This window comes from Candidatus Limnocylindrales bacterium, from assembly GCA_035559535.1.
Taxonomy (GTDB): Bacteria; Moduliflexota; Moduliflexia; order Moduliflexales; family JAUQPW01; genus JAUQPW01.
This window is the reverse complement of sequence record DATMBG010000040.1, coordinates 129,595-143,398: the sequence shown is the minus strand read 5'-3', so window position 1 is coordinate 143,398 and position 13,804 is coordinate 129,595. Positions and strand designations below refer to the sequence as shown.

The following is a 13,804-nucleotide window of genomic DNA, read 5'->3' as shown; positions in this document are numbered from 1 at the left end:
TTATATCTTATCAAGGGATTCTGAAATGTGGTTTTTTAGAATAAACAGATCGTCCGCCAGACCCATTACGGGTTTAGATATTAAAAAATCACCGATTCGAGGTTTTGATTTTTAATTAATTTTATCAAGGAATCAAAAAACTATGCAAGTAAAAAGCTCACCTAAATCCATCCTGGATCGTCTCAAACGAATTGAGGGGCAGATTCGTGGGATTCAAAAGATGATAGAGGAGGATCGTTACTGTATCGAAATACTGACGCAATTAACTTCTGTGGTTGCAGCCTTAAAAGGAGTTGAAGACGTGATCATGGAAAAGCATCTGGAAACGTGTGTAGCCGAAGCGATGCAATTCGGGTCGGAACGCGAAAAACAAGAAAAAATAAACGAGATCATGGATATTTTATCAAAGTTCAGGAGATACTAATCGGATTGTGTTAAATGGCCTAAAACCTTTGAGCGATCAGGATCCAAAGCTAACGGAGATGGGAAGAGAAGGGTTCAAAATTCTTAAATTTTTGCCACCGGATTTCCGGGGTCTCCTTAAAATCGACTTAAGGGTTTCATGGCATTTAACAGGATTAGCAGGAAGGTATGGTAACTAAAAAAATAGATTTATCCATTGAGGGAATGAGTTGTGCATCTTGTGTAAATCGAATAGAGAAGGGGTTGGCTCAGGTTCCGGGAGTTACACGGGTAAACGTCAATCTGGCTACCGAACGGGCCACCATAGAATATGATCCAGACTCGGTACCGACCGGATCCGGCTTTGTTTCTACCTTAATCAATACCGTTACCGACCTGGGTTATACGGTTAAAACCGAGAAGATTATCATTCCCATCCAGGGAATGACGTGTGCTTCCTGCGTAGCTCGAATTGAAAAAGCCCTCCAAAGGGTAGAAGGGGTCATTCAGGCTAATGTTAATCTGGCCTCGGAAAAGGCCACGGTGGAATATCTCCCTTCCCAGGTTACTCCTGGCGACCTTAAGCAGGCCATCCGGGAAGTGGGTTACGAGGTTCCAGAAGGAAGTCCCGGTGAGGTCTCCCAGATAAAATTTTTACAGGAGGAAGGGAAGGGTAAAGATGTTTTAGAAGAAGATCAGGTTGAGAAGGAAAGGGCTCTTACCCGCCTCAAGACCCGATTTATCTTCAGTCTCGCGCTGGCCGTTTTGGTGATGGTTGGAAGTATGTATCAACATATTCCGGGTCTGAGGGAAATTCCCATGCAAACCCTCTATTTTATCCTCTTTGTTCTGACGACTCCTGTCCAGTTCTGGGGGGGCTGGCCATTTTATCGGGGAGCCTATGCCGCCCTGAAGCACAAAACGGCAGATATGAACGTGCTGGTTGCCGTGGGAACTTCCGCTGCTTATTTCTACAGCTTATTTCCTACCTTCTTTCCTTCGGTTTTTATTCGGGCTCATCTGGATTTAGAGATTTACTATGATACGGCTGCCATGATTATTGCCTTAATCCTGCTAGGGAGATTTTTGGAAGCCAAAGCCCGGGGGCGAACTTCCGAAGCTATCAGGAAACTCGTGGGGTTACAGGCAAAGACAGCCCGGGTGATTCGAAATGGCCTAGAGTTGGACATTCCCGTGGAAGAAGTCCGGGTTGGAGATGTGATTGTGGTTCGACCTGGGGAGAAAATTCCGGTGGATGGTAAAGTTATCGAAGGCCGTTCGGTGGTGGATGAGTCCATGTTAACCGGAGAAAGTATCCCGGTTCTCAAGGGGGTGGGGGATGAGGTGATTGGGGCAACCCTAAATAAGACGGGAACCTTTAAATTTCAGGCTACCAAAGTGGGGAAGGATACGGTTCTGGCTCAGATTATCCGGTTGGTAGAAGAGGCCCAGGGTTCAAAAGCTCCTGTTCAATACCTGGCAGATCGGGTCGCCGCGGTCTTTGTCCCCCTAGTTATCGGAATAGCCTTCTTAACCTTTTTTGTATGGTATTTTACCGGGCATTCCCTGACCCTCTCCATGCTCAACTTTGTGGCAGTTCTAATCATTGCCTGCCCTTGCTCTTTGGGATTGGCGACTCCAACTGCGATTATGGTCGGTATCGGAAAGGGGGCCGAACACGGGGTTCTCATCAAGGGGGGAGAAAGTTTAGAAATGGTCTATAAAATCGATACCCTGATCTTCGATAAAACGGGAACGTTAACCCAGGGAAAACCGATGGTAACAGATATTATCACAACAGGAACCTTTTCTGAATATGAATTACTTCGACTGGCTGCCTCTGCCGAAAAGAGTTCTGAGCATCCCCTGGGAGAAGCCCTGGTGAATAAAGCAAAAGATTTAGGTTTACATCTCTCCGAGGCCGAAGAGTTCGAAGCCATCCCCGGACAGGGTATCCGGGCAAAAGTAGAGGGAAAAACCCTTCTTTTGGGGAATCCAAGATTAATGACCCAGGCAGGGGTTGAGGTTACCACCCTTTTTCCAGAAGCCGGGAAGGAAATATCCCGATACCGTGCCATCGAAAAGATCTCCATCGAAATTACCAGCTTAGTCCAGGAAGCGGAAAAACTTTCCGATCAGGGTAAAACTCCTGTTTTCGTGGCGATAGATGGAAAGTCGGCCGGACTCATAGCCGTTGCCGATACGCTGAAACCTTCAGCCCCTGAGGTAGTTCGAGAGCTCCAAAACCTGGGACTGGAAGTTATCCTGATGACAGGAGATGATCACCGAACTGCAGAAGCCATCGCTCATCAATTGGGGATTAAGCGGGTTCTGGCCGAAGTACTCCCTCAAGATAAAACCCTGGAGATTAAAAAACTTCAAAACCAGGGGAAGCGGGTGGCCATGGTCGGTGATGGAATTAATGACGCACCGGCTCTGGCTCAAGCAGATGTGGGAATTGCCATCGGTACAGGAACAGATATCGCTATGGAAGCCTCAGATATTACCCTGATTCGGGATGATCTCAAAGGCGTACTTGTGGCTATCCGACTGAGCAAAAAAACCATGCAAATCATTAAACAGAACCTCTTCTGGGCCTTCTTCTACAATGTAATCGGAATTCCCATTGCCGCTGGGGTTTTGTACCCATTTTTCGGAATCTTACTCAAGCCTATCTTTGCTGCTGCGGCTATGGCCTTTAGTTCGGTTTCGGTTGTAAGTAATTCTCTGAGACTCAGGAAAATCAAATTGGAATAAATGAATGGGTCGTAACAACCTTAGTCCTGCTTTGTTGGAGGAAATGGTCAGGGTCGTACGATCCCCCCGAAACTATGAAGAGCTCTTTCTCCCCTTCCCAGGCAACCCTCCTTCTCCTGATTCTCTTCACCTATCTGATCGGTCTCTTTTTCGCCGGAGGGTCAACCGAAACTCCTTTAACCTCCGGTTCTGCCCCCTCTACCTCGGAATCCCCATTTCTTCCTGAAACTCCCCTGGATTTAAATACGGCCGATTTCTACGACCTGCAACTCCTTCCTTTTATCGGCCCAGGTTACGCTACCAGAATTCTGGAATATCGGGAGCGACAGGGCGGATTCAAAAATATCCACGAACTGAAAAACATTCCGGGTATCAACGAATATAAATTCGAGAAACTAAGGGTCTACCTGGTTGCCCCATGAAACGCCCCATTTATCCTCTTCTGATCTGTTATGCCCTGGGGCTGGTTGCAGCCCATTATTTCCCCTTTCCCCGACTCTTTCTTTATATTCCCTGGGTCCTTCTGCTGCTGGCTCTTATTTCGGGTGGGTTTCTTTATATCCGAAGATACCGGCCTGCCACGGTCACTCTGTTGCTGGCGTTCATGGTTTTGGGAATTTCTCGATATGCCCTTTCTCAGAAACTCCCGGCCAATCACCTGATTCACCTGATTCAAAATCATCAACTAGTCACCCTGGAGGGCCGACTGTATCAACCCCGGGAGAGGTTTCCGGACCGGGACCGCCTTTATTTGGAGACTGAAATCCTGGAAGAAGGGGTGTCCCGACAGGCTGTAACGGGTAAGATCCGAATTACCGTCCATAAAGTGCCCACTCTTCACGATATTCCCGATTTTCAATATGGGGATCGCCTGAGGGTTCGCATCCGACTCCATATTCCTGTGAATTATCAAAACCCTGGGGCCTTTGCCTACAAAGCCTATCTTGCCCGCCAGGGGATTTATTTAACGGGTTCCCTGAGTCACTACTCCCCCTATCTGCTTCGACGGTTAGAAACCGGAAGCGGATTTTCTCTATTACGCAGGATATTCCATGTTCGGGAGCAGATGATGAATTTTCTGAACCCTTCCTCTGACATAGGATCTGAAACCCGTTTTCCTGAGGGGGTTGAAGACCCCCTTGAACAGGAAGCCGGAGAAGAGGATCAAGATCCCCTTGAAAAAAAATCCCCATCGGAAGATGAACGGGGCATTCTCCAGGCTATGATTCTGGGGAGTAAAACTTCTCTAACTCCGGAACTCCAGGAAAATTTCAGATTGTCCGGACTCTATCATTTGTTGGTGGTCTCCGGGGGAAATATCGGAATTCTTGCAGGGTTCTTATTTATAGTATTTAAATTATTCAGAATCCTTTCCCGACCCCTTCTCCTTGGAGTGATAGGGGCGGTTTTTGTATATGCCTTCCTGGCTGGGTTCGAACCTCCCATGATTCGCGCTTCTCTGATGACTTCCATTTTCCTTCTGGCCACCTTGTTTGATCGAAACGCAGATCCTTTTTATAGTCTGGCCGTCTCCGCCCTGCTTCTTTTACTTATAGATCCTGTCAGCTTATTCGAGGCAAGCTTCCAATTAACCATGGTGGCTACCACGGCGATTTTGTATGCCTATCGGCTGATATCCCTAAAAAAAGAAAACCTAGGGGGAAAAGTCCGGGTATTCTTTGTAGGAATTCTCCTTTCAACCGCCTTTGCAGAGTTGAGTACCGCCCCTTTGATTATTTACTACTTTAATCACCTCTACCCCTATGGACTTTTAGCCAATATCCCGGCTTTACCCCTCTCCGGGGTGATTCTTCCCCTGGGAATTCTGGCCTGCGGAATGAATTTCTTTGTACCTGCCCTGGCCCAGTTCTTCCTCCAGTTGGACTTAATTTTAGTCAGAGGATTTATGGATCTTTCTAACTTCATCGCACATCTTCCTTATTCGGAAATTCCCGTCTCCACAAGATTCTTAATCCCTCTCCTGTTAAGTTATCTTCTTGTGTTTGGGATTTTCAAGGGATTTAAACGACCTGCCGGTCAAAGGATGATCTTTGCATTGGGAACAGTCCTGCTCATCTTTTCTATCTACACCCTTATCCTTTGGATCATTCCAACCCCCCTTCGAGTTACCTTCCTGGATGTGGGACAGGGGGATAGTACCGTTCTGGAGCTTCCAAAAGGTTCTACGATCCTTGTGGATGGGGGGGGTTCTTCCTATGGGAGTCGGTTCGATGTGGGTCGAAGTATCCTGGCTCCTTACCTGTGGCATCAAGGGATCTCCCGGGTAGATGTTCTGGTTATCTCCCACGCCCATGCCGATCACTTCCAGGGTTTTCGATATCTCATAGAAAAATTTGACATAGGAGCCCTGTGGATCTCGCCCTGGGAATCTCGAAATCCCTTGTATAAAGAATTACTCCGGACTGCAATGACGAAGGGAATCCCCCTTCTTAAGGTTCAACAGGGTCATCGGCAGAAGTTTGGTGAGGTAGACGTCCAGATCCTCCATCCTTCTCCAACTTATCTCCAGGGGACTGTCCATACGTCCGATCACTTGACCAATAACCATTCCCTGGTCTTGAGGGTAACGTATGGAAAGATATGTTTTCTGTTTCCGGGAGACATCCAACAAGAAGCCGAGGAATTTCTCCTTCAGAGTGGGAACCTGGAACCCTGTACCATCCTGAAGGCTCCGCACCATGGTAGTGCCACCTCCAGCAGTCAGGAATTTTTAGAAGCCCTTCAACCTTCTATAGCGGTCATATCTTCAGGAAAGTATAGCCGTTTTGAGAGTTTCTCCCCCTTGATTCTGGAAAGATACCGGAAAGCAGGGATTAAAGTATATCGAACCGATGCAGATGGCGCCGTACAGATCCAGACCCATGGCGTAGGGGTTAAGGTGAAAACGTTTGGACAGGGATAAAGAGTAAGATTATATTTTGCAGTAAAATATCTCATTAACAGTCAGTTTTTATAAATTCCAGTCAGAAATTCATATTTCAACAGGAGGAAGTTATATGTCGTTTAATCAAACGTTGTTCAGGTTCAAATTCAAAACTCTATGCGCCGGTATTTTAGTTTTGGGGATCGGTACTTTTTCATCTTGTAAGGGGATAGACTTTCTGGACCTATCTTTCCAGGCTGGTATTAAGGATATCCAGGAAGACAGGGAAACTTTGGAAGGTTCTGTCAAAACCCTTTTTGTTATCGGTACAAAGGATCAAAGTGATCGGGAATTTGCTCCACCTGGTTCTAACCTCTACTTCCATGTTGGGAAAGATCCGGTTTCCAGGTTTCCTAAGGAATTAAATATTCTACGGTATTCCATGGAATATCTCTATTTTGATTTGAGCAGGGCCGAAGCGGATAAGGGACTGACCCTGACCCTGGAGCCTGTTTGGAGCAATGGTTCAGGGGTTCTCTACGTAGGGGTAGAGATATGGGTAGGTCATAAATGGTTAGAAGTAGGTCGTACTCCCTGCAGCATGCACGATGCTGGGTATATTTACCTTCATCCGGCTTTTCTCAAGGTTGGTGAGAACCTTATCCGGCTGGTTGCCTACTCTGGGACGGGGGGAACCACCGCGGTAACCTGGGATCAGATTAAATTCCAGACCCAGGCGCAAAAACCTACCTGGGCGTTTGGGATCAAGGACGGAAGTGAGAAGGAGTTCAAGCAAAAGGACTATGATCTGGTGATCAATGTAGACCTGGCAGGTGATGGAGATTTCCCCAAGGAAATTAACAACACCTGGTACCCGGATCAATACCTTCTCTTTTTATTGACTGGGGAAGAAAGCCAGAGACCCCATCAATTGAATTTAAGTGTGGCCTGGAGTGATGGGCAGGGCACTTTGGATGTGGGTTTAGAGCGTTGGGAGGGATCCCGATGGGACCGGATCGGCACGGTAGCCTTGAGCCGTAGTCAGCCGGGGGTTATAGAAGTTCCTGCAGATGTCTTGAAGGAAGGTCTCAACAAATGGCGTTTACATGCCGGGTCGGGATCCAGCGGTACTACAACGGTCACCTGGGACCGGATTGCCCTGATGGAGCGTACAGATCAGCCGGAGGTGGTCAAAAACTTGTTGAGGGAAATCATGGACACGACCCTCAATTATTTCCTCAGCCCCCGGGTCATCCATCAAAGCGGTTTACCTGTGAGTGCCTGGAAGGTTACCGACCGGGCCCGATTCGGTTATACCAATCCTGTGGAGTGGGGGTATACTTTGCAGGCCTGGATCGTGGCCTCTGAAATCGGAAAGATCTCAGAGGCAGAGGCCGTGACAAAGATCGACAGGAGTATGGATACTCTGCTGACACTGCAAAGGGACCCCCATCAGTTCAAGTATGGGCTGTTTTACCCCTACTACACGCTGGTAAAGCCCTTACCGGATGGGAGTGATGTGGAGTTTCCCTACCGTGACAAATATGAAGAACTGCCAGTGGGGGATTGTGCTCTCTTTTGGAGCAGCCTTAACGTGGTTCACGGATGGTTGCTGGAGAAAGGCTATATGGCCATTGTCGATAAAGTTGCCAGGCTGAAGAAGGCCCTCAATTTCCGGGTTGCTTATACCCAGGAGAGCGGGCGTCATTATCTTTCCATGTTGGTTAACGCAAAGACCGGCAGGCTGAGTCCCCATCGATGGATTATCTGGGCCGATGAAGGGGGCATTGTAGGAATCGTCGCTTATCTTTCCGGGAGTCTGAGCTGGTCGGAGTTTACAAAGGTTCTCGATACCCAGATGCGTCCGGCTGCAACCTGGAAGGACATTACAACCCAGGAGAGTACCTGGTTTAATGCGGCCTTTACCTGGGCTGAACGGATCATGGCTGGCTTTCCCATGTTTGGAGATCCCAGGGAACGCCAGTATGGTCTGTACTCCTTTTTACCGGCGGCCCGCTCCCATCTGGCTTATGCCCGCTTTCTCAATCTGGATCAAGTCGGTTTTTCAGATCCCATGTCCCAAACCCACCAGGGGGATATTCTGGGCCGCCGATACACTCCACCGAACATTCCCAATACTGTTGAAACGAATCCCCCCCACCACATTGCCCCCCATGGGTTGTTTGTATGGATGGGAGCTCTGGATGTTTTGGAGGATAGCCTGGTACAGGCTTATTTTGAGAAAATCTTGCTCCTTAAAAACGACTCTCAAGGCTACTGGCACCCCAACTTCAGTCAAGATCCCTACGGATTCGAAGTGGTTGCAAGTCCCTATCTGAATGACTCGAATTACAAAGGTGCAGATGATGGACGCTACATCTTTGAAACGTTGAGCCAGGCCTATACGGTTTTACCTATCTACGAGGGACTCCAAAGGCTTAAGTGTGGCCGGACATTCCTCCACTTTACTTATCAGGTACCGGGCTACAGGGAAGCTGTTGAGCGTATCCTTCGTTATGCCTATCCAGAGCCCTTAGAACCCATCAACCATGAAATTAGCCGGAAGAACTTACCGTTATCGAACTTAAGTCGGGTGGGATTTGAAGATACCTTTGGTCCTCAACCCTGGTAGTACCTTTGATGGGTCTTCCAGTTAAGTAGGTTACCGGAATACCCAAGATAAAACTGCAGAGAAAGGGTATCACGACCGTAACCCATACGGGAGAATAAATAGAACCCAGGATAAGGCCTGCGATTCCAAGTAGGGTCGTAGGCCACAACTTTCGAGCAACGATAGAGAAGAGAATAGGTTGATCGTCCTTTTTTTTCATGGGAACCCAGGACATCCCTTTTTTCCCTTTAAGAAGCCATTCAAAAACTACTAGGGAATCAAAAAAGATACTATTCAGACAGATGAGTAAGGAGATCGTTAATTCAAGGAAGACCATTCCCATCTCCTTGATATTTTTACATTTGATAAATCGATGACCGGTAATAATGAAGAGGGTCATAAACAGATGGGAACCCATCTCCAAATCCATATAGTTAGCTCCCAGCAAGGCATATCTTTGGACTGTAAAGAGGGTGTCCCATAACTTCGAGTCCAGGAAGAATCCGGCTATAATCCAGAGAAGGAAAATCGGCTGAGAAAGATAAATATAGATGGGATAAAGGGCCATGAATCTGGTACCTGTGGAAATTTTCTTTCGTAGAATAATTCCAAGGCTCTCCAACGTACCCATAATCCATCTTCGATTCCTCTTCAAACACTCCACATAATTGCTTGGAAACTTCCCGAAGGTCTTGACATCTCCACAAAATACTACCCGGTATTTTTTTTCTTCTAAGAGTACCGTGTCCCAGATGTCATGACTCAAGACCCAATCGGGGACCCCAATTTCGCTAAACTCTCTACATCTTATAAGGCAACCGCTCCCATAGGAGACACCTCTTCGAAATACCTTCTGGCTGGCCCTTGCATAAATCCTCTGACAGATATCCTGACCATATCCTAAAAACTTCGCAAAATAAGTTGTGGCTCCCTGGATGTTTATCTGAGATTGAAAGACTACCACATCTCTATTTTCGGGATGCTCGGCTTTTTGGACAAGCCGGAGCAGGGAGTCTGAAGAAAGCCTGGAGTCTGCATCACAGACCAGAAAGTATTTATACTCTGGATACGCCGCTAACCACTCTTGAATGCATATATGTTTTCTCCTCAGGGGATTCTTTCGGGTCTGGAAATATCTGACCCGGTTCTCACCAAAATACTTCCTCAGGGTAGAAATGACCCTTTTTTCACCGTCTATGTATTCTTCCAAGTCCGAATTACTGAGCAGCCACAAGTCTACCTGCTCTCGAAAATTATCTCGAAAGGAACCATACATACTGTTCAGTAAAACCTCTTCCTCCTCATTTCGGACAACATACACAATCGCCGTAGGGGGAAGGATCCAGAGATCCTTTTCCTTTAGACGATCTTCTTTCAGGAGAAAAGATACCAGGGAGCTTATGAACATATAGCCCACATTGAAGGTTAAAATCACAAAGCCTGACATCCAAAAAACGGCCAGGAAGAGGTTACTGGATGAGAAGTTAATCATGCCATACATCCAAAATGAGCTAAAAAAAGTAAACAAAAAAATAGAAGTTAAAAATATAAAGGTTCTTCCAGATGATTTCATAGCCACAGGGTCTCCGTTTTAAATTTAAGATAATATTAGATATATTATTATCTTAATAGATATAAAAATACACTGACTGATAGGATCGGTAGTTTTTACTTGAGAGCAAAGGGTAGACTACCTCCAGGGTTACAGCCATAGGGGGAGAGGAATTAACCGATGATGGTAAAGATTTGATCAGGTAAAAAAAGGCGCTTATGACAATGTCTGGCTACCGCGCCGAGAACTTTAAAATTTGTTTTTTAAATCCCAGTAACAGGGAATAAATTTATTAAACCGATTAAAATATTAAAATATAGTTATAATTTCTTATAATTTCTTTTTTATGTGTAATTAAGTAGATAATTTTGTAACTATAAAAAAATTAAGATAAGTCATCTTAATGTCAAGGGAGTTTTTAATTTTTAAGTTAATTTATTAGTAATTATTTATATATAAACTAAAAAATCATTATAATACCTATAAAATTAAGTCTTCAGGGAGTTATCCCGGCTTAGGAAGGGTCAAAGATGTTAAACAATGGAAAGTTTTCCTTTGGAAATCCCCTCCCCTCAAGCTCTTCCGCAGCTCCCTTACATTTTCATTGACACCCACCCCCGAAGGGGTAAAAAATGGTATAATCTATTCAGTTGATAGGCTTGTGTGGTTCAAAGGGAGAGGACATTCCGTAAACTTGCCCATAGAACCTCCTGCAGAATACAAGCTCTTCCTTGTAGTACCTGCCTGCCGTTGAGACACCTATTTATCCATCGGACTCAGATCAGATCAAGAAAAGGCTGACGATCGAATCGAAGCCGTTAAGAAGGAGGTTGCGGGGCAATTTAGAGTGCTCAAGAGAGCCCGTACCGAAAGCGGTTGAAAAGATAGTGAAGATAGAGAAAGCAGAGAAAGTGGAACAGCCCGTCCTTGCTCCGGTTGGGGCGAAAATAGCGGATGAGGAAATAGCTCAAACTAATAGAGCCATACAGGAAAAGCTAGATATGACGAAGCAAAGAGTTCGGAGGGATTATAAAGGGCTCCTGCCATCAGATTTCTGCAGATCCATATGGGCAGGACATTGAGGGTAACTTCGAACCACACAGGCTTTAAAGCTTACTTAAAAGGAGGTATCAGATGGCAACTTATATTATTCTGAGCCGGCTTTCCCCTGAAGCCTTTGCAGATCCTAAGGATCTTAAGCAATTAGCCGATACCGTGGCTGCAAAAATTAAGAGTGAGTGCCCTGGTGTGGTCTGGAAGGATAGTTTTGCAACCCTGGGGCGCTTCGATGTAGTTGATATTGTTGAATCGGATGACCCCCGGCAAGTTGAAAAAGCAGCCATGATTATTCGGGCCTATGGACATTCGACCACCGAGACACTAAGCGCGACACCGTGGAAAGAATTTCTTGCAATGCTTTAGTCCGCAAGGCGTCACTTTTTTTCAAAAAAGGAAGCTTACAAGGTAATACCAGTTCCGATTGAACAGGCCGTAGGGCCTTTCCGAGGAGTGACCGGCCGGTCACTCCTCTTTATTTTGAATACGACATGCTTTACTAGACTCAATTTAAATAAACGAAATTTAGTAATTTTATTCCTAATTTAGAGAAAAAAGTTTCGTTGACTGGTCATGAGAATTTCCCAAGATGAATCAAACGGAAAATAGTAAAATAGATGGCTTTTTTCCTTAAGAGGTCTGACACTTTAAACCACTTTACATTGGAAGTATGAAGGGGTTCAAAAAGAGGTGGACCCTGCACCCCTATTCTCGTCACATATGAGCAAATCGCCTTGGATGACGGGTGAAGGGAGTAGGGATGTTTCGGTTGATGCAGGACGTGGTCAACAGGTTGGCTCTTATATTCTTCGTCATAGCAGGAAAGCTTTCCATCTTTCGCTATGCCGAAAACGACGTGCACGTAGACAGCTTACGTCCAATTTTGGCTGGGGCGGGAGGATTCGAACCTCCGAATGCAGGAACCAAAATCCTGTGTCTTACCGCTTGACGACGCCCCAATAAGAATGAGAATGGAAAAACGGGGTTACGCAGTTGGATAGTTTATAACTGCTTACTATTCTCAAGTTACCGCTCTACCGTGTGGGTCAGATATACAAACCACGTACTTTCTGTTATCTGGGAACGGGCCAGCTCCGCTTCTCCTTGATTGTTGAAGATTCCAAATACAGAAGATCCACTACCGGATAAGGACACCCACCTGGCCCCAATCTGCTCAAGAAGTTTTTTAGCTTCCCCTACAACCGGATACTCGCGGATAACTAGGTCTTCAAAGGCGTTTATCCACTTACCTTCCCATACTCGGGAAAACCACCTGTTCCTCTCATCTTCCGGCAAAATCACGTTACTATTTGTAGAACAATTTGTCAACTCCAAATTTAAATTTTTATAAGCCCACGAGGTCGAAATCTCCACATCTGGAGTGATCACGATAAGCCAGGTCTTGGGAAAAGAGGGAAGTTGTTGAATTTTTTCTCCCCGACCCGTAGCCAGCGCCGTTCCTCCAGAGATAAAAAATGGAACGTCGGAACCGATTTCTGCTCCCAAATTTTGCATCTCCTCCCGAGTAAGTCCCAGGCCCCAAAGTTGATTTAATCCTTTAATAACACAGGCGGCATTACTACTTCCACCCCCTAACCCTCCGCCTATGGGAATCTTTTTATCCAGGTAAATCTTAACCCCCCCCGAAAACCTTGTTTTTTCCTTGATGAGTCGGGCGGCTTTAAAAGCCAGATTCTGCTCATTGAGGGGAAGACGAGGGTGATTGCACTGGAGTTGTATTCCCTCTTCGATCCGGCTCAGGTAGAGAAGATCATGAAGTTCAATTTCTTGAAGGATCGTCCGAACTTCATGATAGCCGTCGGACCTCTTTCCCAAAACCTGGAGACCTAAATTAATTTTAGCCGGAGATTTAAGGACAAGCTCTTTCATGTTGCTGAGTAAATTAAGGATAATTTCCAACTCTGTCAACCCAAGAACTCTTATTTTTGAATTGACCTTTTAAAAGGGTAGAGTTATTTAATAAACAATCGGTCAGGTAAATTTTTGTGTTTTTATAAGGGGTTATGCTTGAGCTGCAAAGCTGCCGGGAAAGTCAAAGGCACAGGGGTTTTTTACCTTTGTCTTTTGATTTTTAAATCTTACTGCCTGCGCGCTTTGGTAGCTATAAAGCCAGGGAAGATTATGGCAACCGCACGGGACATAATGACGAAAAACGTTGTTACCATTGATGGAAATGCTACGGTGGCAGATGCTGTTGAGTTAATGAAAGCGAAAAAGATTAGAAGCTTGATTGTCGAGCGACGAAATGAGCAGGATGGGTATGGTATCATTACCTATAAAGATGTGGCCTATAAGGTTGTTGCTAAGGGATTAGATGCCTATCATGTCAAAGTCCATGAAGTCATGACAAAACCGGTTATCGTCGTGACACCTAATCTTAATATCAAGTATGTGGCCAGGCTCTTTGCAAATACGGGAATAACCCGGGCTCCGGTTATTGAAGGGGATAAAATGATCGGGTTTATAACCATCTCAGATATTCTCTTTGACCTACGTCTGGTCAACCAGGCCCTCTAAACCT

At 45.8% G+C, this 13,804-nt stretch carries 9 protein-coding genes and 1 tRNA gene; 7 read left to right on the top strand and 3 right to left on the bottom strand.

Going from position 1 to position 13,804, the window contains the following annotated elements:
* The first annotated feature begins 142 nt into the window (after window positions 1-142).
* The 5 genes from VNM22_14685 (at window position 143) to VNM22_14665 (ending at window position 8,675) form a co-directional block, all read left to right on the top strand.
* On the top strand, window positions 143-424 hold the full coding sequence (locus VNM22_14685) for a metal-sensitive transcriptional regulator (protein ID HWP48408.1): 282 nt from the start codon (window positions 143-145) through the stop codon (window positions 422-424).
* Between the two features lie 167 nt (window positions 425-591).
* Complete coding sequence (locus VNM22_14680) at window positions 592-3,159, top strand: heavy metal translocating P-type ATPase (protein HWP48407.1); 2,568 nt, start codon at window positions 592-594, stop codon at window positions 3,157-3,159.
* A gap of 74 nt (window positions 3,160-3,233) precedes the next feature.
* The gene (locus VNM22_14675; protein ID HWP48406.1) at window positions 3,234-3,581 is read left to right on the top strand and encodes a helix-hairpin-helix domain-containing protein; all 348 of its coding nucleotides are present in this window, start codon (window positions 3,234-3,236) and stop codon (window positions 3,579-3,581) included.
* The gene (locus VNM22_14670; GenBank protein HWP48405.1) at window positions 3,578-6,082 is read left to right on the top strand and encodes a DNA internalization-related competence protein ComEC/Rec2; all 2,505 of its coding nucleotides are present in this window, start codon (window positions 3,578-3,580) and stop codon (window positions 6,080-6,082) included. Before VNM22_14675 ends, VNM22_14670 begins: the two co-directional genes overlap by 4 nt.
* A gap of 94 nt (window positions 6,083-6,176) precedes the next feature.
* Complete coding sequence (locus VNM22_14665; protein HWP48404.1) at window positions 6,177-8,675, top strand: hypothetical protein; 2,499 nt, start codon at window positions 6,177-6,179, stop codon at window positions 8,673-8,675.
* Here the strand turns inward: VNM22_14665 and VNM22_14660 are convergent.
* Complete coding sequence (locus VNM22_14660; GenBank protein ID HWP48403.1) at window positions 8,599-10,146, bottom strand: glycosyltransferase family 2 protein; 1,548 nt, start codon at window positions 10,144-10,146, stop codon at window positions 8,599-8,601. The two genes, VNM22_14665 and VNM22_14660, sit on opposite strands and share 77 nt — an antisense overlap.
* Window positions 10,147-11,340: 1,194 nt before the next feature.
* On the opposite strand from VNM22_14660, the gene VNM22_14655 reads away from it, so the two are divergent.
* Complete coding sequence (locus VNM22_14655; protein ID HWP48402.1) at window positions 11,341-11,628, top strand: GYD domain-containing protein; 288 nt, start codon at window positions 11,341-11,343, stop codon at window positions 11,626-11,628.
* A gap of 518 nt (window positions 11,629-12,146) precedes the next feature.
* On the opposite strand, the gene VNM22_14650 is transcribed toward VNM22_14655, so the two are convergent.
* Window positions 12,147-12,221 (bottom strand) — tRNA-Gln (locus tag VNM22_14650).
* Window positions 12,222-12,288: 67 nt separating this feature from the next.
* On the bottom strand, window positions 12,289-13,191 hold the full coding sequence (gene ispE / locus VNM22_14645; GenBank protein ID HWP48401.1) for a 4-(cytidine 5'-diphospho)-2-C-methyl-D-erythritol kinase: 903 nt from the start codon (window positions 13,189-13,191) through the stop codon (window positions 12,289-12,291).
* A 99-nt stretch (window positions 13,192-13,290) separates the two neighbouring features.
* On the opposite strand from ispE, the gene VNM22_14640 reads away from it, so the two are divergent.
* Complete coding sequence (locus VNM22_14640) at window positions 13,291-13,800, top strand: CBS domain-containing protein (GenBank protein ID HWP48400.1); 510 nt, start codon at window positions 13,291-13,293, stop codon at window positions 13,798-13,800.
* The last annotated feature ends 4 nt before the right edge of the window (window positions 13,801-13,804 follow it).

Bases quoted from the DNA above. Each gene is read 5' to 3' on its own strand.
- VNM22_14685 (HWP48408.1), top strand. From the start codon at position 143: ATGCAAGTAAAAAGCTCACCTAAATCCATCCTGGATCGTCTCAAACGA.
- VNM22_14680 (HWP48407.1), top strand. From the start codon at position 592: ATGGTAACTAAAAAAATAGATTTATCCATTGAGGGAATGAGTTGTGCA.
- VNM22_14675 (HWP48406.1), top strand. From the start codon at position 3,234: ATGAAGAGCTCTTTCTCCCCTTCCCAGGCAACCCTCCTTCTCCTGATT.
- VNM22_14670 (HWP48405.1), top strand. From the start codon at position 3,578: ATGAAACGCCCCATTTATCCTCTTCTGATCTGTTATGCCCTGGGGCTG.
- VNM22_14665 (HWP48404.1), top strand. From the start codon at position 6,177: ATGTCGTTTAATCAAACGTTGTTCAGGTTCAAATTCAAAACTCTATGC.
- VNM22_14660 (HWP48403.1), bottom strand. From the start codon at position 10,146: ATGATTAACTTCTCATCCAGTAACCTCTTCCTGGCCGTTTTTTGGATG.
- VNM22_14655 (HWP48402.1), top strand. From the start codon at position 11,341: ATGGCAACTTATATTATTCTGAGCCGGCTTTCCCCTGAAGCCTTTGCA.